Below are 21,107 nucleotides of genomic sequence, written 5' to 3'. Positions count from 1 at the left end.
CTTCTGATATTGATGCCATGGGCGGTACGATCTGCGAAGGCGATAGCTTCATGCTTTCAGCGAGTAGCAGCACGGTGACTAATCCGGTATTTAAGTTCTATACTTCACAGGATCTGACAACTGAGATCACAGATCTTGAAGTCAGCCCGGCTACTACCACAACTTACTATGTGACTGTAAGCGGAGACGGAGTATGTGAAAACGCTCCAGGCGATGCGGCAGAACTTGTAGTAACCGTTAATCCTGGTGCGATGGCTTCTGATATCGATGCCATGGGCGGTACCATCTGCGAAGGCGATAGCTTCACGCTTTCTGCAACAAGCAGCACGGTAACTAATCCGGTATTCCGATTCTTTGAGGATGAAGATCTGACGATGGAGATCACTAACCTGACTGTAAGCCCATCCACCACGACTACTTACTATGTGACTGTAAGCGGAGACGGAGTTTGTGAAAATGCTCCTGGCGATGCAGCAGAGCTTGTTGTGACAGTAGGTCCAAGAGCAATGGCTTCTGATATCGATGCCATGGGCGGTACCATCTGCGAAGGTGATAGCTTCATGCTTTCTGCGACTAGCAGCACGGTAACTAACCCTATATTCAAATTCTATACTTCTCAGGATCTGACAACTGAGATCACAGATCTTGAAGTAAGCCCAGCTACCACCACTACTTACTATGTGACTGTAAGCGGAGACGGAGTATGTGAAAACGCTCCTGGCGATGCGGCAGAACTGGTTGTGAATGTGGGTAGAGAAGCACTTTCCTCAGATGTACAAGTGATGAATGCTGTTATCTGTGAAGGAGAAAGCACTACGCTGACTGCTACTAGCAGTACAGTGACTAACCCGGTATTTAGATTCTATACTGATGAAGAACTTACTGAAGAGGTAGTTGATTTGAATGTGAGTCCAGCTGTGACTACAAGGTATTATGTCACTGTGACTGGAGACGAGGTTTGTGAAAGCAAATCTGAAGAAGCGGCTCACCTTACGGTAACTGTACGCACTACGCCAGCACCTGAGGTAAGCGATCCTACGCAGACCTTCTGCAGTGATACAGAGAATCCTACGGTCGGATCACTTGCGGCATCCGGAAATAATATTCGCTGGTATGAATCAGCGGTAGGTGGTATTCCACTTGATCCAACAAGTCCATTGGTTGATGGAATGACCTACTATGCAACACAAACAGATCCAATGACTTCATGCGAAAGCATGGATAGGGTTTCTGTAAACGTGGTGTTGACGTTATGTGATCGTGGTGAAGGTCTTCAGATTACTAAGAATGCAGGAAGCCCTACGGTATTGCCTGGTGGAGAAATCACTTACACGATAGGGGTGGTAAATACCAGTGCATTTGCCATGAATGATGTAGAAGTTACAGATGTGTTGGCTACTGAACTCTCATTTGTGTCGGCAACAGAAGGTGGTCAGTTTGAAAATGGTACTGTGACTTGGATGATTGATGAGATGGCACCAAGAGAGGTTGTTTCCCTTTCATTGACCGTAAGTGTCCCTATGGATATAGCTGTTGGAACTATCATAACCAATGTCGCAGTAGTGGAAAGTCCTGATGATCCTGACACCCCTAAAGAGTCAGACCCAGAAGAGGTCGAAGTTGTCCAGGCCTTCTCTTACACGATAGAGAAAGTGCCGAACGTAACTGAAGCTGCAATTGGTGATCAGGTGATTTATACTATTAATGTTGCAAATATTTCTGAGGTGGTAAAAGAGGATATCCAGGTGACTGATACCCTTCCTATGGGTCTTGCATTTGTAAGTGCAGACCAAGGAGGTTTGTCCAACAATGGGGTAGTCTTCTGGGTAATTCCATCACTGGCCGTGGGTCAAAATATTGACTTAACGCTGGTAGCTGAAGTGACAGACGAAGTAGAAGTAGGGGATATCATTTATAACACAGCTGTAGTTGACGATCCTAATGATACTGAAGATCCAATTGAATCTGATCCAGGTGATGGAGTTGAGGTAATTGAGAGTACAACGGAGATCAACATTACCAAAACCCAGGATGCAACAGAAATATTCCCTGGTGAGATTCTCACCTATACTATAACCCTTGAGAATCTGGGTGAAAACCTTGCGAAAGGCTTAGTAGTGACAGATACATTACCTCAGGGAACCATGCTTGTGGAAACTAGCCCAGAGGGTACAGTCAATGGGGATGTAGTAACCTGGAACATTGAAAGTCTGGAAGCAGGTGAGTCTATTGCACTTGAGCTAAAAGTGATGGTAGTCGCCGAAGAAGGCTCGATAATTAACAAGGTGACCGTGGAAGGAGACAATTTCCCTGATGACTCAGACCAGACTGACCCAGTTACCATTGAAGATCCTGTCAATGAAGTCGATCTGGTTTTGGATAAAGAGGTTTCTGCAAGTCTGATTCAACTGAATACTGTATTTGAGTACAAAATCACACTCACCAATAATTCTGAAAACACAAGTAATGGGGTAGTAGTGACGGATGTATTCTCTACATCGGTGGAATATCTCGGTGCTGATGTGAGTTCTGGGGCTGTTTCTTACAACCAAGAAACGCGAACCCTTACTTGGAGTATTCCTACTGTAGGTCCGTTGGCTGTGGAAACCATGACTATCCGGGTTACTGCGATTTCAGAAGGTGTAGTCTCCAATACAGCTACTGCCACCTCTGAGGATGAGGAATTGGAACCGTCTGATAATACAGATACAGTCACTCATGAACAACTGGTGTTTGAAATTCCAAATGTCTTTACACCAAATGGGGACGGAATCAATGATACTTGGAACATCCCTGGCCTGGAGGAATTCTTCCCTCAAAATGAACTGGTGGTTGTAAACCGATGGGGAGTTGAAGTTTACAGGGCTACAAACTACCAAAGTGATTGGAATGGAGACAACCTGAATGGTGGTACTTATTACTATCAGTTCCAATTGACCGATAGCCAAGGGGTAGGTCATACAATGACAGGTTACGTAACTATAATTAAGTAAGCAATGAAACTATTTAAGGTAATTATTTTGCTCGCTGGATCTGCACTGCTGTCCCTTAGCACTAGCTTTGGGCAGCAGGTGCCCCAGTACAGCCAATACATTTTTAATCCTGTGTTTATCAATCCTGCTTATGCAGGGTATAAACAGCAGCTTTATCTGCAATCTTATTATAGGAAGCAGTGGACAGGAGTGACAGGAAGTCCAGAAACCTTTGCGGTGGCTGGGGACACTTATCTCGAAGAATCTCAACTCGGAGTTGGTGGGCAGTTTCTGACTGATAAACTCGGTGCACAGAGAACTGTGGCCGCCTACGGCAATCTGGCCTACCACTTACGGCTTAGTGATACGCAATTCCTAAGCTTTGGTGTTGGTGCAGGGGTGGTCAATTCCCAAATAGATGGTTCCATGTTGAACCCGGATATTTCTGATGACCCTTCGATTCCCGGAAGTATGGAAAGAATGACTTATCCTGATCTGAAACTTGGCTTGTTTTTCTATGATGATAAATACTACCTGGGGGTGGCTGCAGATCAGATGCTTTCCGGTGTAGTTGATTTTGACAAGGGAGATATTATGGTCAAGCCAGACCCTCATATTTATTTGACTGGGGGCTACCATTTCGATCTTAATTACAATTTTTCCTTTATCCCATCCATTATGTACATGGATGATTTCAAGGCACCGGCCAGGATGGATATAAATGGTGCATTTATCCTGAATGATATGTTTTGGCTAGGTGCAGGGTATAGGTTCGGCATAGATATGCCTGGTAGAGAAATTGAAGATGGGCTGAAAAAATCAGCTGCTGTTTTAGGAATGGTGCAAGTGCAACTTAAGGAAGGACTTAGGATTGGATATGCCTATGACCACACCATATCAGGATTTTCGGTAGGAGCTTTTAGTACCCATGACATCTCTATTGCATTCCTGTTCCCACCAAAACGCGTTCGTTTGGTTTCTCCTCGGTTTTTTTAAGAAATAACTACCATGTATAGAATACTCTACTTAATCTCTTTCTTGCTAGTTTGCTTAGTAGCCTGTAAGCCCTTGTCCTATAAAAAATATATGGAGGGCAAAAAGCAAACTGAAAATCTGAATTACGCTGTTGGAATAGAGAAGTTTCTTGAAAGTTGGAATGAATCACCTCAGCCTGAGACAGCCCGAGGGTTGGCTCAGGCTTATTCTATGGTAAGGAATTTTGAACAGGCAGAAGAATGGTACACAAGGTTGGAAAGAGACAGCGCATTGCAGGAGTCAGACCTTAAACCATTTGCAGAGGCGTTGATCTCTAATTCTAAATATACCGAAGCTACCAATGTCCTGAGTAGGTTGGATTCGAGTCGAACCAATCCTGATTTGGAATTGATTTGGCAAACTGCTGAAGGGGGTAAATCCTTTATGAATAAATCATCTGAATCGGCAATCATGCCGGTTTCTGGTGCCAATTCTTCCTTTTCTGAATTTGGACCTATGATTTCAGAGGATTCTGTACTTCATTTTACCTCAGATCGTTTGATGCCGGAAAAAGCACGTGTCGATCCCAATAATGCCCTCAAAAGTGATGTGTATGGTTGGACTGGAAATGGATTTTTGAAAATGTATGAGTCAGCCTGGGACAAAGAAAATAAGACGGTGAAAGACGAGCCTGTCCAATCTGAAAAGCTGGATGGTGACCTGCATGTGGGGCCTTTGTTTGAAACAGGCCAAAATGTGTTCTTGGTTTTTACGCAAGTACAAAAACACAATAAATCAGATTCAGGATCAGCGCGGGACTATACTTTGTTTCCAGAATTGTTTTTTGCCTTAGATACAGGAAGCCTCAGTATGGATTCTTTCAGCCCATTACCGTTTAATGACCCATTTTCGTATTCTGTTTCTGATCCTTTCTTTGACCCCTTCACACAGATTCTTTATTTCTCATCAGATATGCCTGGGGGCTATGGGAAAGCAGATTTGTATTATTCTGAGTGGAAAGATAACGCTTGGTCAGCACCTGTGAATTTGGGTGATATGGTCAATACCAAAGGTGATGAGCGTACTCCTTACTTCGATAAGAATGGCATTCTATACTTTTCCAGTAATGGTCATGCAGGCTTGGGTGGCTTGGATGTTTTTAGAACTCAGGTAGAAAATGGAGAATATAAGGAGCCCGAGAACTTAGGAAGTCCTATCAATTCCAACAGAGATGATTTTGGACTTTCACTAGTTCCAGGAAATGATACTCAGGCAGTGTTTTCGTCTGATAGGGTAGAAGGAAAAGGTCTGGATGATATTTACTTTGCCGATCTCTATGTTAAGAAAGATTTAGTCATCAAAGGTGAGGTTCTTGATAAAGTAACAGGTGAAAAATTGGAAGATGCAGTTGTTTCTCTTTATGATAATCGAAACCAAGTAGTGAACAGCTATATTTCTGAAGAAAATGGTTCATTCAGGTTTAAAGTGGATTTTGACCAAATTGTGCATCTGGAAGCGAAGAAGACGAGTTACCTGGCGGGTTCTACTGAAGAAATTCTAATCCCAACAGCTGCCCAAATGCAAGATTCGGTTATTATCCGAAATATCTATCTGGATAAAATAGCAGTGGGTAAGACTTATACGCTTGAGAATATCTATTACGATTTTGACAAATGGGAGATCAGGGAAGATGCTAAACCAGAACTTAACAGGCTAGCTAAAATATTGGTGGATAACCCAACAATTAAAATTGAACTTCATTCCCATACCGATTCTAGAGGCACTAATGCATATAATCTTAAGCTTTCCGAAAAAAGAGCAAAAGCGGCAATTGAATATTTAATTGAAATGGGAATTGATTCAAATAGATTGGATCCTATTGGCTTCGGGGAAGAAATGCTGTTAAATGGATGTAAAGACAATGTTTCTTGTTCAAATGAACAACATCAGCAAAACAGAAGAACGGAATTCAAGATTACAGAATACTAAGAGTAATTAGAAGATTATACACTTGGGGCTAATATCTTTAATTGTCCACTGATATTTGCCTATTGTTATCGTCAAGACTTTCTTAGTTGAGTGGTATTGCCCCAAGTTTTCTATTCATCAGTGTGCCCCTTCTACTTTTTTATGATGGATTTCAAAATGTATTCAATTACAGATTGGAAAGACTTCAAGGACTAGGGGGTGGGGTAATTTCTAACCAATTTGGGGTATTATTGTTTTTTTAGAGACTCCCATCTCGTTAAAATAAAAGAATAGGTCTGATTAACTGTTTCTTTTTTTTAATCCAAATAATATATTGTGAATCAGGTTATTGTGACCTGTTGATTTTTTATTTTTCAAGTTGTTGAATCCAATGTGATCCATCTTTTCGTAAGATTTTGTCAATTAAGACGAATCGGTAAGAAAATTGAATATTAATTATTTGGGGTCATGAGCAAACAAAATCAAACTTGTTTGGTTTGTCCTTAGAATAGAAAAAATGTTGTTTGGATTTTCCTAGCAAAAGCAATGTCTCAAGGAGGTGAGGGTACAGGACCTATTAATAGAATTTGAACTTCACTTGACCTAGATTTCATAGCTAATAACTCAAACTTTGGAAATGTTGCGGTTTCAACCGAATTGTCATCAAAATATTAATCGAATTTTGCTGACAGTCCTTTTGAAAATCAGCTTACACCCTTAATTACCACTGTTTCCAAATTTGAGATTTAGGACAAACCTCCTTGTTAAGTTGAGTTCTTCTCTTACCTAGGTGGTTTGAACTTCCCTTCCACACAGATTAATTTTTTTTATCAGTCCCAAAGCTTGAGGTCTATGCCGAAGCCGGTAGGATCATCTGAATATTACAGGTTGATAGCAAGCTTAATTACCCAATTGCTATGTGATCATGCCATAAATAATAAAAATATAAAATAAGGTTTTAGGAGTGTGTTGAGAACAATTTCTTATACAAAAGAAAATGTTCAGTAGCTCCTTTTAAATCCATATTAACAGTTAAGGATGAGGCATTGGTTGAAAAATACAATGTTCTGAGTACTATGGTTCTTCCATGGCCAGTTCAAGTAATAGGTAACTATATTACGAAAATAAACTATTAGGTGCTGTTTAAGGTGGAAATTTAGATAAGAGTGGCTCCTTTTCTAAAATGAGTCTTTGACACTCCCGGTATTTGTGAATATTATGTAATTGTTTCAAAACCTACTCTTTTCAGTCTTTGTTTCCGGTTTCTAGAGTACAATGAAAATGAATAAATTTAATAACTACAAAACTGTTTTATTCTGTTTTAGCCAATTTAAAAAGCCTTATTTAGATATGGTTCATGTCTTTGTTAAGGCAAATTTTAAGGTATTGATAGCAGGAAATATATATGAATTGAAGCGGCAAACTACCCATTCATTTAATGGTAAATTAGGGGGCTTGCCTGTTTATTATGAATGCGACTTTGATAAAGAGATAGCTGTTCAGGATTTGCAAGCCAGATTATTAGAGCAGCATTATCCTTTGGATTTGGTGTTTACTGATTTCAGCCAACCTGAGATTTCACAGTACAGCAATGACTTGTCGGTATCAGAAATGAAGGAAATCGTGGAGAGTGACTTGACCTGTTATTTTCATTTACTGAAGTGCGTTTACCCTTTGATGAATTCCGAGTACGGGCATCTCTATCATTTGACGGGTGATAAAGTAAGCTATGAGATAAATGATTTAGCTAGGATGTCAAATATGATTTCTTATTCGATTTATGATTTGTTATCAAAAGAATATGGTGATTTGGAAGTCAATTTCAGGGACTTTAACCAAACAATGTTCGAGAGTTTACAGGTTGGTAATGAATGGGATACAGAAGCACTTTCTGATTCAGACGCCCTGATCAACTTTTTGGAGAAAAATTCGTCTCCCAAACATTAGTATTCGAAACCTGAGCATTTATTTAGATTAATTTATTTTTAGCTGCCTGCATTCATACGTAAAACAGGTAAATTAAAGACCGTTGTGCGGGGGCGACCTAAGATTTTTTTTATTTCCGATTTAGAATATCTTGTCTTGTGTGCTACCTCTACTCAAATAGGAGTGATAGTAAATTTTCTGTGATTCGGTAACTCGAAATGAGGGTAAAGTAAGGCAGCAAGGATTGATTCAATTTTAGGCCAATTGATTTCACACGGTAAAGCAGAATAGTTGACCTAAATATTATGGCTACATTTTTTTTCTTCCTTGATCCTCCCTTTTTTCTCACTTGCCTCTCCGTAGGTAGGAGGGAAAAGTAAGGGAACAGGGTGAGGGTTACTAGGGAGTTCTATACCCTTTGCCAATAGGTTGATAGGTAGTTTCTCCAATTGACTGGGTTTTGTATGTATTATTTACGAAGTGTCAATATAGCTTTGTAAAAAACGACTCGACAACTGTGTGACAATTATTGGCAGATTGAAATACACGTTTTTTTTAGAACTGGGAAGTGCTAAATTTAATACTCAGCTTTTCGTTGGAGTTTCAGTGGTTAAAATCCCTGCTTCCGAATAAATGAGAACTGTTAAGTTTAAGTTTGGATAAATGACCCTAAGGTTTAAAAAAACTAGTGAAGCCTTAAACTGTTTTTGACTTCTAATCCTATTTCAATCTGTCTTGTCAATTCTTCCAGCACCTGAATGTTTTTGATATTGCCTGAAGGAAATGAAAACAGCCCATTTTCATTCTTCACAGCCAGGTAAAGTTGCTTATTTTGAAATGACAGATAGATGGAGTTGTCATATTTTTCTTTTAGCTCCAATATCCTCTCCATCAATGAAGTAGATAAAACATACCTTGCCTCAACCTGATCTGTCCCATAAACAATAAAGTTTTCCGTAAACCTGGGGTCTTCCAGATAGATTTCCTGCTCCTCTCTGAATTTGAAGCTGGACCAGCGATCTAATTTGATTCCTTGATTTCTTGATAATACCACCGTATGTCCATCTAGTTTTTTTTGGAATTTAAGCCAACAGAACATCCCACGAAATGAATAGGGGAGATTTTCCTGAGGCTTGTTTGAAACCAGATTTTTGAATACATAACGATACATTACTACTGCCAGATTCAGTAGGGGAATCTGCATTACCGTATCAGTTGCTTTGTTAGACAGGTCATTTTCAATAATTCCGATGTCGGCAAGGTTGAATTCCACCTCCCTTGATCTGCTTCGCAGTTGACCGAAATTATACACAGGATCCTCGTTTTTGAGCCAAGCAAAAAGTTTACTGCTCAGGATTTCCTTTTTAGGAGGGCTGGCTCCTTGTGTAAATTCCAAATTCGGGAATAGTTTCTGAACCATGCTGGCCATGGTTTTCATTTCTTGGGTTTTGAATTTCTGAAATGCCCGGATGAAAAAGGAAGTCGAGAAATAGATCAATACCATCAATCCAGCTAAGGGCAAGATCTGTGCATACGGATTACTGGCGGAGGGCTGAGCTTTTGAAAGGATATCTCCTAAAGGAAATTCTGTGCCTGGTAGATAAAGTGAAGACATCATCAATAGCATTCCAAGCAGATATATTCCTGTGATTCCCCAAGTGATTTTCTGATAAAAATGCGTCCTCTTTCGCTTCAGCTGAATATCTTCCAATGATGCTTGGACTTCGGTAAATGTTTCCAGGAGTAGGTGCTGATCCATTTAGTTAGGCCAGTTAATGGTGTTCCAGGGACTGACTTTGTCATTCAATACCTGCTTATAGATGTGACAAACCTCCTGATAATAGTTGTCATGTTTCCCTTTCATGTCCAAGGCAAAACCTAAGGCAAAGCTCTTTCCGAAATCTTCCCAAGAACTAAACTTGTCCAATGCCAATTGGGTGGCAAAATCGATGACTTTCCAGGCCTCTTCTTCAGTAATGATATTTCCTGTGAAAGCTATTCTGGCCTGTCCCACCAACATCGCAGCATCATATCCTGCCAAACCTATTTCCAGGTCAGAATCGAAGGTAAAAACTCCTTTTTGCTTTAAATCATTTAGGACTTCACCGGAGCTCAATCCATCAAGATATTTCTGCGCCCGCTCATTGGTTCCGAATTTTTGATCCATCAACTCATCCCAGTTTTCCTTCGGCTCAGATTGAATCATTTGAAAGATATAGTCAAAATACCAGCGTCTGCCATCTTTCATGAAATACTCCGTCAAATCCCAGTATCCGCTTGGGGAATCAATATCCCAGCCCTCCAAGTAAGGTTGGATCGTTTTTGCGTCCGTGAATATCAAGGTGTTGGTGTAAGCTCCCCACCATTCAGAAATCGGGGTAAAAAGGGCTAATGAGAAAAGGCGGTCCAAACCAAGATTCGCGGCTGAAGATTTTTTGAATTTTGCCTTTTCTAAATCAGGTTTGTCGTATTCCTTTTTTCCGATATTAAAATATTTGTAGGCATAGGAGGCGATGGCCAAAGCAAGGATAACATATCCGTACCAAGGCATATTGTCGAACATTTGCATAGTTTATGAATTTAAAAGTTGATTGAGATTTACTTCTTTTTGATCTGATTTTGGGATTTCCAAAAGCAGCTCTTTTTCATCCTTTCTGATGCCTGCGATCAGGTTGGAGGGAAATAGCTGAATTTGATTGTTGTATCGAGTGACCGAGGCATTATAGGCTCTTCGGGCTGCAGAGATTTGATCCTCCATTTCACTGACCTCATATTGAAGATGAAGGAATTGCTTGTCCGCTTTAAGCTCCGGATAATTTTCAATCACGATATTCAGCCCGCCTAAAACCTTTGTCATTTGGTTTGACGCTTCAATTTTCTCCTTTTCGTCAGAGGCGCTTTCTACCTGCGACCTGAGTTCGGTCACTTTCAACAGAATCTCTTTCTCATGTTCCATGTATTTTTTGACCATGGCAGCCAAGTTGGGAAGTAGATCAAATCTCTTTTTCAGATAGATCTCAATACTCCCATAGGCTTGGGCAACCTGATTTTTTTTGACAATGATTTTGTTGTTGATGATCACAACAATTATTGCCATTAAGGCTGATAGGACTAATAAAACTATAATGCTTGTATTCATATCTTAATTAGTTTAATGGTCAAATGTGTAGATTCTGAAATAGCCATTGAAAGGGCTCTTTTAATGATTTGATGGATTGTAATTGCGGCAATTCAAATTTTATGATTTGCTTGTCAGATGTTTGTTCGTTGGTTTCCTCGTCGCTTTCAGAGCTGAAGATGGTCACAGTACCCTTTTGAAAATCGACCTGATAGGATGTTTCATCCCCGGATATTCTTTGGGTAGTACTCTCCCTATAGCTGACCAATTCGAATGCTTTGTTTTGGTATTTAAATCGATATTCATGAGAGGACCATGATGTACATTCCCTGCATTCCCAGATGTAAAAGTTTAATTGGAGTTGACCATTTGGAAGAATCTGCAGTCCTTTAAAAGGTTCATCCATTGCAGGGGTGCTCCGATTGATGATGAAGGTATTGGATTGCAATACTTTATTAAGTTTTCCATTCCTTTTTCCAAAGTATATTCCTAAAACTCTTGGATTAGTGTGGACGGTGTCACTCTCAAAGCCATCATTGTACTCAATTGTCTCTTTGGTAGGGCTTTGAATTGCAAACGCTACATCTGCAAGTCCATCCCCATTCAGATCTCCTCTGGCTTCGGATAATAGTTGCCAACCAATTGGAATTACTTCTTCTATACTTCCCCCTTTTGCAGCCAATTCGGGATAGTTGGATTCGCTTTGTGCATAGAGTCCATGGGCTAGGAGAAACATCCCTAAAATGTGCGTCTTTAGATAAGTCATGGGGTATTTGTCTTTAAAATCAATTGATCGCCTTGATAAACGTAGATGGCATTGCTGACCTGGGTGCTGGATTCCTCACCGGGTTTCAAAGTCAATTGGTCAGATTTTAGGGAGAAAACAAGGCTATTGTCGATCTCCTGGATATCTAACCTCTCAGTCAGGTATTTTCCTTCCTCATTCCCTTCTATAGCTAGGGTTCCTATGTGTTTTATGCTGCTTTCTTCAAGGATAAAAACTTCCCCACCGAAAGGATATTCAAAGGCTTTTTGGCAAATGATAATGATTTTATTTGAGGCTTTGGCTTGATAAAAATGGGGCTCAAAGAGATACAAATCCCCAAAGCCAAGTGACTGAAAGACTACGTCATTTTCCGAGTCCAGCATAAGTAACCTATCGCCCCAATCAAATTGGGATTCAGTACTTGATGTATAGTGGCTTCCCTTTTCAGGTTTGTAATTGCCTGTTATGATTTTTTGCCCATTTAATTCATAGGCCTGTTCTACCTCGAATTGTTCGATTTGGAAGTTTGTCAGCTTCTTGGGATGGATTTGTGAATAAGATTTTGTTTCAAGTCCATCCTTCACTTCGTTATACTTTGTGCCATTAAACTTCAGAATTGAGTTGTTGAACTGGTATGAATTTTCCGTTTGGCACTCCTCATCCTCATTTTTGTAATCCTTCGATTCTGTGATTTTTTTGTTGACCAAAAAGTCAAAGTAGCCCTTGGTTTTATGGGTTCCTGGAAATACTATTTTTTCCTCGCTGACAAATTCACCATTACAATCACCATCCCATTCTCCTCTGAAATCTTTGATGGAGTAATTGGAAAGAATTTTTTTAAGTTTATCTCCTGATTTTATGAACAGGGACCACGTTTGGTTAGAATAGGGGTTTACCCTGGACATCCCTAAATACTCGACCTGTATTCCATAAGCTTTTGTTTCCTCAGCAAGGGGATACTGCGCGGTGTCGATGGTGATGTTCCGCAATTCAATGGCATCGGAGACCCATTGGTTGGTTTGATTACTTTCGAAAAAATTGTGGGTAATTTTTCCTGTGGGCTTATCGGCAATTAAAATATGGCTGTTGAGCTCGAAAAACTGTTCTCCTTCATCGACTACTTCCGGGATGATCAGGAAGACTTCATTCGGATTATCAGGGAATACCTTTGTCTTGATCATAGTGGTTTTTGTCTGTACCCAATCCAATTCAAGTCCGGTTAAAACATCATCGATCAGATTAAAATCTGTAAAGAATTTGTTTAGGCTTATGGTATTTACTTTTTCGATAGTGCCATCCCATCGGATTTCATATTCGATTTGCTCGACTTCTTTGGTATTGCCCCAAAATATTTTGTTGACCGTGAGCCTGTTTTCACTGATTCGGGAGACTACCTGAGACATGCTTTCGGCGATTTCATCATAGGACACCAGTTCATGGTCAATGATATCCCCCTCAGTAGTGTAGTTGATGAGAATGCTTTCCATTTCATGCTCACTTTTTAAAACTGTGACTACCACTGAATGAAAATCATCCCGAATCGGGAGGGTGTACATGTCGATGGCCCTGACATTGGGGTCTTCAAAATTTCTTTCAGGATAAACCTGGCCTAATTTCAAAGCCTTGACATCTATCTGGGCATACTCGCTTTCATCGACGAAACTGTCAAAGTTGGTTCGCTCTAGTTGAGGTAGCTTTTTGGTTTTGGAAGAATTAATCGTTTCAAGAAAACCGGTTGCTACACCTGAGGAAATAGTCTCCTTGGCTCTGTCAATTAGTTCTATGGCTCCTGTAGTGCTTTTGTCCTTTTGGGTGCCGGAACCGCAGGAAAGGATGATTAAAAACAAGGCGAAGTAGGATGTTTTCATAAGGAGTATACCGCTTTATCTAAGGTCATTATTGGCATCATGATCAGGATTCAGGTCGATTTCATGTTCAGTTAAATCTGTTTTTTTGGAATCGACTAGCATGATATGATCTTTGCCAAATTCAAACAAGTCAGCCTGTGACCATGACCAGGATTTTGATTCCCGCATGTTTATTCCGGTAATTTTAGATTGGACAGTTATTGTATTATTGGATTCATCCTTTTGAATTAGAATCTCATCAAAAGAGCTTTGGATGGTTGCCGAATTGGGAATTGTAGGGCAGCTTTTAAGTTTACCAAACGCCACGCTGTCTTTGGAAAACCAGGTTCTTAAAAAGGCCAGTTGGGTATCCGAACACTGATAATCCAAATTCAGGGCAGTTACAATTTGGCAGAAGAGAGCTCGGTTTCCTTCTGAATCATAGCCCCATTCACATTCGTTTCCGATATCAAAGGCGATGTAGCCCAAAGCCGCTCTTTCTGGTGGGCTGATGTTATGAAGGTAGGATTGGTTGATGACCATTGTACTGACAATGGCCTTGACCGATTCATCATAGCGATCCTCTCGGGTTAAAAATTGAATAGGTAGGTTTCCGGAGCTTATCTTTTTTGCATCCAGCACCCGTTGCACCACATTCACAACTTCCTCGTCTCCGGCCATGCGGATGCTGTCCATTTTCCATTCAATAAGGATCAGATCTCCCGGTCTGAAATTGTATTCCTGATTTTCTGTCCAGTCCCAATGGTAAACGAATGATAGATTTTTCCCGTTTTTTTGCCCAATTAGATTCCGATAATCAAAGTCATCGTTGTAGTCTATAAATTCAATGGTGTCGGTCTGGATTTTGGCAAAAGGTTTGGGATCGTACGGAAGGATTGTGCTGTCAAGTTGATTTTGACCTTGTTTGGTTTCTAAAGTATCGCGTGTTTCCCTTTCAGTGATTTCAGGTTCACCCGCGGTTTTCAAATCGCCTCTGTGGGGACAGGCAGAAAGAGTGAGTAAAAATAGGATCAGCTGGTATTTCATTATTCTTCTGTTAGATGACATCGATTACTTTTTCGAGGATATAATGAACACTAGCTACTATTACAGTAATCGCCAATAAGGTGAGCAGCTGTATGGTTGTTTTTTTGGGGTTGTTTTTCAGTTTTTTCCGGAGAAAAAAGACATCCAAAAGGATAAAACAGGAGGCGATAGCCACACCTATCCAAACCCCAACATGGAACAATCCCATGTCATAAAACAAATGCAAAAGATACCACATGCCTTCTTCGGAGACATCATTTGGCCCCAAAACGAGCCTCATATATCCAATGCCCAAAAGCAGGGATAGGATCGTCCAAATGAAGTAGGTCAATATGAGTTTCAAGAAGCGCATCCTTATTGCCTTAATTTATTTTTTCTTTGGTACAAAGGGTTTCTCTTTCAGCTTCCTCTGGCATCTCTTTGAGCTGTTCAATAAAATGCCTGTCCTTGAGGTTTAATCCTTTTTTTACATCACATACATAGAGAAAAGCATCTTTTTGATTACTACTTTGGATTCTGTAAACTGTATGGGTCAAAACCCAACTATTGTCTTCAAAGCTTATGTGATGATAGGCTTCCAAAATTCCTCTATCAGGAAATGCTGTTTTAATTACAAAACCGCCTTGCTCTGGTTGGATATCAACAATCTGATAGCCTCCATCCTCTGAAAAATTGATGGTTTTAAGGGCAAACTCATACGCATCACCATTTTTTAAAAAGAGATAAAGTTCATCACCTTGATAAGGATCTGCACTTACTATTTTATCCAAAATGTGGTCTTGATTTAAATCGATGTCTCTGATGAAGTAATGTTCCCTATTCTCAAAATCAGCTAACTCATAGCTTTTGGGTTCTTCGTAGTCTATAGGGTCTGGATTTTCATTGTTATCATAGAATCCGGTTGAGAATAGCTCTTCCAGTATTTCTTTTTTTGCAGGACTGAGATGCGAGGAAAAATCAGCGTCATACTGGGGATGAGGTCCATCGAAGAGGAAAAAAAGAACTGATTTGGCCTGCTCAGATGATAATTCATCAATGAGACGATAGCTATTATTGCGCTTGATATATTCTAATGCAGAATTCTGAAAGTAATTCACCGCATCTTCTTGCCAGACCCCATTCGTAGCTATTCCCACTAATTTTGATTTGAAGTCTCTGTGCTTGGACTGGGACAGTAAATCAAAGAAGTACACAATGTATTCATTGCTTTCTTCGTATAGTGGGTTGGCTTGGTTACTATCAGAATCCCATCCGAAATAGGCCATGAATAGCTGGAAGTTTGCCGGAAATTGTTCTAGAAACTGAGCTTCGTTATTACTTGTGTAAGCTTCTTTAAGCTTTTCAATATCCAAAGTCTGATTTGATATTGGGATCTTGGACAGATCGGAAATACCTTGATTTTCTGAATTCTTTTGACTCTTCGTTTCAGATCCATTTCTAGATGATTCAATGACTCTATTTTCATTGACATTATCCTTCTTGCAGCTTAGTGTAATCAATAAACAGGCAATCACTAACCAGTATCTTATGTTTTTAAATTTCTTCATAAGGCTATGGTTTAGGGACAGGTGGTGACTGGGTTTCCACAGAGATATTGAGAATCTACCCATCCAGTTAAGCCCTGGAATTCTATTTTAACCCAATCCTGCCAGATATCGATCAGGTTTAATTCGGCATCCATGGGCACCCGGCCAACCTGCTTTCCTGTTTTTGGGTTGTCTAGGACTGTGGCAACCCGATTGGCCCGGATTCCAATATCAGAATGGTCTATCCAGGCAAAACCATTTTGGATTTTCTGTTCATTTCCATCTAAGTCCTTTATAGTTAAAACTCGAAACCAACCGTTATCTTCACTAATTATGCTGATGAGAAAGCCGTCTTCTGTTGAATCGAGCACTTGAATGATTTTGCCATCGGCCTTATCACTTAGATTGATTTTTTCAGTATTAGAAGATCTGCTATAAACCTCCAAAGCATAAAATCTTGGATTTTTTGAAATGGTATATTCTAGCTTTCCGCTTTGATTTACCCTGAATAGGATTGTTTCATGGCTCAGGGTATCAATGGTTTCTTCCTTGTTTTGAAGGACTGGCCCCCATAGTACTTTGTGAAATGAAATAGAGGAATCTGTGTTGATCTCATACGCAATGGTTACACTTTTTCCATGGTCAAAATCCATGGCTTTCCCCACATAAAAGGAGTCAATGGCCTCGAAGTCTTGGTCATGGGTGTATAGAAAATAATCGGTATAGGAATCTGTACGTCGCAAAAGGCTCAGGATGCAGGCTCTGTCATTGGAGAGGGGAATCCTTTGCGCAAAGAAATTTCCAATGGAATCAAATTCGTTTAAAATTTCAGGATAATACTTTGCTAAAGCTTCTGTATCCAGTACACCGTGAAAAGGTAATTTGATGGAGTAATTCGTTTTTTGGGTTGAATCCGAAAGGTTCTGGGGCTCTTTATGAACAGAATATAGATCTTCCAGCCTATCCACCTTGACATGTTCTCCCTCTCTGAAAAAGTTGATTTCACCACAGACTAAGGAGTTGTCCCGGGAACAGGGTTCATAGTAAAATTCGGCCAGGCGATAGTCTCTGTACATGCCCAATTCTTCACTGACAAAACCGCCTAAATCCTCTTCATGATCTATAAAATAACCGGTTCCGGCCTCACCTAAAAAGCCAAAGCTCATTCCCCCCAACTTATAAAAGTAGATTGCTTTTTCTCCGGTATAAGAAAGTGGTTTACCCGTTTTATATTCCGAACTCAGATGTTCCTTTATTTTTTCTTTGATGGCTTCTTCCACTACCGAGTAATCCTTGTCAGGATAGTTAACCAGGTACAGATTGGGGTAAACCTCTGACTGGATAAACTGCATGTTTTTAAAAAAGAAGTGATGGATGCCTATTCCAATTGCACTGACTGTCAAAATGATTAGCAATCCCTGAATTCTCTTTTCACTTTTTAAGGTCCATTTGAATAACCTAATGCCCAGTAAAAGCATAAGAATTAATAGAATAATCAGGATGACTATAATCAGTATGAACACAAGTTTGGTCTTTATATTTTTTTAATTGATCCCTGTTTCCTATTGATCCACAGAGGTTTTATCTATATGAATTGTGTACAGCGGTTTTTCAGCATAATCTGAATCCTCATGGAGGATCCTGATAAGATAAGCCCCTTCCTTTAGCTCATTCCGGTATTGGTCATAGAAACCTGCGTTATTTTTCAGGTATTCGTTGATAGTAAGAAATTCTTGGTTTTTAAGTACTGAAAATTTATAATCTTTTCCCGGAGTATTCGATTTGATTTGAATCGAAACATTCATGTCTGACTCTAAATTCAACAGGAAAAATGAGGCATCGGCGTAGAAAGCATCTGTGATGGAAGAATGGGATACCGCATCAGTATCCATGGCGTTGGCGTAATAAATGGGTTCTACAAAATTGTAAATCCTGAATTCACCAGAGTCACTCTGGCCCTGAATACTATACAGCCCCCCCTGAAACCTAAAGCCCAAATCCTCTCTTTTTTCCAGAAAACTTCTTTCAAATAGGATTTGGGTAGGGTAGGGACTGGAGTACCAATTTTCGCCTGCCTCCAAAGGATTGTCCTCATAGAGTTCCTGGTACAATTTCTTTCTGCCGATTTCAATTGGATAAACACCTGCAATTACCTCAAACTCATTTCTGTTTTTTTTCTTCGATTCCTGCTGCAGTTCTTGTTGGGAAGCCCCTTCATAGAGGTAGAATTGATTGGTATAAGCTCCGTTTTTTCTGAAAACCAGGTTTTGAATGCCCTGACTACTCCCCAGACCAAAGTGGATGAACTTTCCATTATGGACTTTATAGACCGGTTTAAGATCGCTGGAATGATCGGGACAGCCGATGCATTCCGATTGAAGCAAGCGCTCAGGAGCTCCCAGAGAGTTTTTCCAATTCTTGAAGACCAAGATTTCATCCTCCTTCAAAAAATCGGAAATGGAAGAGTTCCGGTTTTCATTTTTGAATTCAGTAAAAGGATACTCGATCTGGTTGAGGTAGTTGAATATTTTGGATTCTTCCTCAGTTGCTTTAACCGAAATACAAGAGCTGGATAAAACCAGAAAACTAAGCAATAGTATAGGAGCCTTAGGTGTCATGTTGTTTGCTGAATTTTGACATGTTCGCTCCAAAATCACCCACGAATCTATTGTCCAGTTCATCTGCTTTTTCAGCCAAATGGGCCAGATTTTTAATGACATGATCCTCGTATTCGGAATACAGATCGCTGATATGAATCCGATAGGAAAGGAAAACCTGATTGTCAGAGATGGACAAACGGTGTTCTCCGGTATCCGTTCGCATAATGTATTCGTAAATTTCAGCCAGGTTTTTCCTTGGGAGCTCATTCAGAGGAGAGGTGGCAAACAGGTAATTGTTGTCATAGACGAACATTCTTATTTCAGCACTTCCTAAGTGGAATTTCCAGTATTCGCTGCCTGTCCTGGCCAAAACCGGATCAATCCCCAGAGTTTGAATCGCTTTTTCAACTTTCACACTGAAATCGGAGGGAAGGCTTTCTTGGAACAGACTCTCTTCAATATCATTTCCACAGTTAGGACAATAGGATGTTTTTTCCTGAATCAGGGAATTGCATGAAGGACAGCCGATGGTGAGCTCGTCTAATAGTTGGTCAATGATATCAAACTCTTCGCGGATTGTTTCTATTGGAATCGCAAAGCCCATATTGTCAGCATCAGAGAATTTAGCGGTAACGATTCCAAGCAATTCACCTTTTTCATTGATCACTGGCCCGCCGCTATTTCCGGGGTTGATGGCTGCATCTGTCTGAATGTAATCACTACTGCCGATGGCTTGTTTGGGATTGGAAACAGTCCCTTCAGTCACTGTAAAAGGCATGCCATAGGGGAATCCCAATACCAAGAGTTTGTCCCTGGTAGAAACCGCAGTGGCATGATTGGTATTGACTGTTTGTATAGGGATGGGAAGACTTTCTACTTTTAAAAAAGCAATGTCCTTACCGGGGTTTGCGTAGATGATTTTTGCTAAATACCTGTTTTTTAACCCATCTTCAATACTGACAGATAAACTTCCTGAAACCACATGGAAATTGGTGATAATCACCTTGTCTTGAGCGCTGTAAAAACCAGTTCCTGAGCCAAAGGCGGTATTTATTTTATATACTGAATTTTCTAAATTTTGTATGGTGTTCATTTTCAATAAGTCTTAAAGTTTGCCATCATCTGTTGAATTGCTGCCATGGATTCCTGCATTTGAGCCCCCATGATTTTGGATAGGTCCATGCCGAATTCCTGGCCGAAAAGTGAATCTTCCATGATGGATTCCATCCCGTTCATCAAGATTGGAGCTGCAAGATTCCATTCCATTTGACTTGCTTGTGCCAAAGCATCCGTGATGGGTTTACTGGTGGATTCATTTACCAGATTGTAATAGAATAGACTGTAAAAACAGGACTGCATGAGGTTGCAGGCATCTTCAAACTGGCGGTTGGAGATTTGCTCCTTTGCCTCATAGTAACTGTCCTCCCAATTTTCTCTGATATTCTCTTTTTTGCCGCTGTATTTGTGAGGGACGAACGTTTCTACTTGATAGAGATCGGAAAGAAACTTTTCCTTGGGATGGTTTTTTAACACTTCAAGACTTGATTTCCCGGTCTGTAGCCTTGTTTGAAACTGCATTCTTCGATCCTGGATTCCATCCACCGCTTTTTCGATAAGAGTTCTGAAATAGCCCTGAGGTTCGGAGTAAAACTCCAGCTTTTTAAAAGTGATGCTCAGCGTGTACCAAGCATTGTTTGCCTGTCGCTTTTCCATGTAATAGTTAAATCGCTCTAGGCCTTCTGAAAGAATTGCCTGACAATTGCCATAAGCCTGTTCTTTCAAATTATCCGGGAAAGGAGAGACGGCTGGTTCCTGAAGGTGGGCTGCACCGAATTTTTCAATTAATTCATCGTCAAAGCTGTCGGCGTACAAACAGATTTCGCGTAAAACGCCATAAATTTTATAAGGCTCACATAGCTGGATAGGACAAGAAAAAGTGAAAAAGACCCGATCTCCCTCCAGTGTCAAGTTGGCCAAATTGAGGGGGTACATCCGCAACTCTGCCAAACGCCTCATCAAGGGTACTTTCTTGGAATCCTCTATAGTTAAAAAGGGGCATTTGATGATTAGTTCTGTCTCCGTTTGGGAAATGAACAGCACCACAGATCCATGCGCTATTTCATAGGTTTTTCCCTTTCTCTTCGTTCTCAGATTGCTGTCTATGTAGTCCAAAAGTGTTGGGAGGACTAATTCATATTGTCTATTGTTAAATAAGGCTATTGATTCATCCCACTTTTCATCCTGTTTTGTTGAGGCCTTTTTGGGATTGATGGGAGGGAAGTAGCTTAGGTTATTATTCATGGTATTTGTTTTGGCTGGGTTTGCATTGACCTCTGGCTTTTTGAAAAATAGGGTCACCAAT

16 protein-coding genes are annotated in these 21,107 nt (G+C 40.3%); 4 read left to right on the top strand and 12 right to left on the bottom strand.

Going from position 1 to position 21,107, the window contains the following annotated elements:
- The 4 genes from BM386_RS22915 to BM386_RS22900 all read left to right on the top strand — a co-directional run.
- A partial coding sequence (locus BM386_RS22915; RefSeq protein WP_139235984.1) for an Ig-like domain-containing protein occupies positions 1-2,993 on the top strand: 2,993 nt, incomplete at its 5' end.
- Positions 2,994-2,996: 3 nt separating this feature from the next.
- Positions 2,997-3,968, top strand: a complete 972-nt coding sequence (locus tag BM386_RS22910) for a PorP/SprF family type IX secretion system membrane protein (RefSeq protein ID WP_091698430.1) — start codon at positions 2,997-2,999, stop codon at positions 3,966-3,968.
- A 12-nt stretch (positions 3,969-3,980) separates the two neighbouring features.
- Positions 3,981-5,936 carry an OmpA family protein gene (locus BM386_RS22905; protein WP_091698428.1) on the top strand — a complete coding sequence of 652 codons (1,956 nt, stop codon included), beginning with the start codon at positions 3,981-3,983 and terminating at the stop codon, positions 5,934-5,936.
- 1,260 nt (positions 5,937-7,196) lie between these two features.
- Positions 7,197-7,862 carry a Rossmann-fold NAD(P)-binding domain-containing protein gene (locus BM386_RS22900; protein ID WP_139235983.1) on the top strand — a complete coding sequence of 222 codons (666 nt, stop codon included), beginning with the start codon at positions 7,197-7,199 and terminating at the stop codon, positions 7,860-7,862.
- Positions 7,863-8,526: 664 nt separating this feature from the next.
- Here the strand turns inward: BM386_RS22900 and BM386_RS22895 are convergent.
- The 12 genes from BM386_RS22895 to BM386_RS22840 are packed head-to-tail and all read right to left on the bottom strand — an operon-like array spanning position 8,527 to position 21,046.
- The gene (locus BM386_RS22895) at positions 8,527-9,600 is read right to left on the bottom strand and encodes a DUF3137 domain-containing protein (protein ID WP_091698424.1); all 1,074 of its coding nucleotides are present in this window, start codon (positions 9,598-9,600) and stop codon (positions 8,527-8,529) included.
- A complete protein-coding gene (locus BM386_RS22890) occupies positions 9,601-10,410 on the bottom strand; it encodes a DUF1266 domain-containing protein (protein WP_091698422.1) in 810 nt (269 codons plus the stop codon).
- A 3-nt stretch (positions 10,411-10,413) separates the two neighbouring features.
- Positions 10,414-10,980, bottom strand: coding sequence for a LemA family protein (locus BM386_RS22885; RefSeq protein ID WP_091698420.1), 567 nt, complete (start codon positions 10,978-10,980; stop codon positions 10,414-10,416).
- Positions 10,981-10,999: 19 nt separating this feature from the next.
- On the bottom strand, positions 11,000-11,725 hold the full coding sequence (locus BM386_RS22880) for a hypothetical protein (RefSeq protein WP_091698418.1): 726 nt from the start codon (positions 11,723-11,725) through the stop codon (positions 11,000-11,002).
- Complete coding sequence (locus tag BM386_RS22875) at positions 11,722-13,593, bottom strand: PA3715 family protein (protein WP_091698416.1); 1,872 nt, start codon at positions 13,591-13,593, stop codon at positions 11,722-11,724. Before BM386_RS22875 ends, BM386_RS22880 begins: the two co-directional genes overlap by 4 nt.
- 15 nt (positions 13,594-13,608) lie before the next feature.
- Positions 13,609-14,619 (bottom strand): hypothetical protein, encoded by a 1,011-nt coding sequence (locus BM386_RS22870; RefSeq protein WP_139235982.1) that lies wholly within the window; start codon positions 14,617-14,619, stop codon positions 13,609-13,611.
- A gap of 10 nt (positions 14,620-14,629) precedes the next feature.
- Positions 14,630-14,971: a hypothetical protein gene (locus BM386_RS22865; protein ID WP_091698413.1), complete on the bottom strand. Its 342-nt coding sequence runs from the start codon at positions 14,969-14,971 to the stop codon at positions 14,630-14,632.
- Positions 14,972-14,981: 10 nt separating this feature from the next.
- The gene (locus BM386_RS22860; RefSeq protein ID WP_139235981.1) at positions 14,982-16,166 is read right to left on the bottom strand and encodes a hypothetical protein; all 1,185 of its coding nucleotides are present in this window, start codon (positions 16,164-16,166) and stop codon (positions 14,982-14,984) included.
- An 11-nt stretch (positions 16,167-16,177) separates the two neighbouring features.
- The gene (locus tag BM386_RS22855) at positions 16,178-17,668 is read right to left on the bottom strand and encodes an SH3 domain-containing protein (protein ID WP_139235980.1); all 1,491 of its coding nucleotides are present in this window, start codon (positions 17,666-17,668) and stop codon (positions 16,178-16,180) included.
- 39 nt (positions 17,669-17,707) lie between these two features.
- A complete protein-coding gene (locus BM386_RS22850; RefSeq protein ID WP_091698408.1) occupies positions 17,708-18,763 on the bottom strand; it encodes a hypothetical protein in 1,056 nt (351 codons plus the stop codon).
- Positions 18,753-19,838 (bottom strand): trypsin-like peptidase domain-containing protein, encoded by a 1,086-nt coding sequence (locus BM386_RS22845; RefSeq protein ID WP_091698406.1) that lies wholly within the window; start codon positions 19,836-19,838, stop codon positions 18,753-18,755. Before BM386_RS22845 ends, BM386_RS22850 begins: the two co-directional genes overlap by 11 nt.
- Before the next feature lie 2 nt (positions 19,839-19,840).
- A complete protein-coding gene (locus BM386_RS22840) occupies positions 19,841-21,046 on the bottom strand; it encodes a YbjN domain-containing protein (protein ID WP_139235979.1) in 1,206 nt (401 codons plus the stop codon).
- Positions 21,047-21,107: the final 61 nt, after the last annotated feature.

Origin of the sequence: Algoriphagus locisalis (genome assembly GCF_900116615.1) — a bacterium.
Taxonomy (GTDB): Bacteria; Bacteroidota; Bacteroidia; order Cytophagales; family Cyclobacteriaceae; genus Algoriphagus; species Algoriphagus locisalis.
This window is presented reverse-complemented; position numbering and strand designations above follow the sequence as displayed.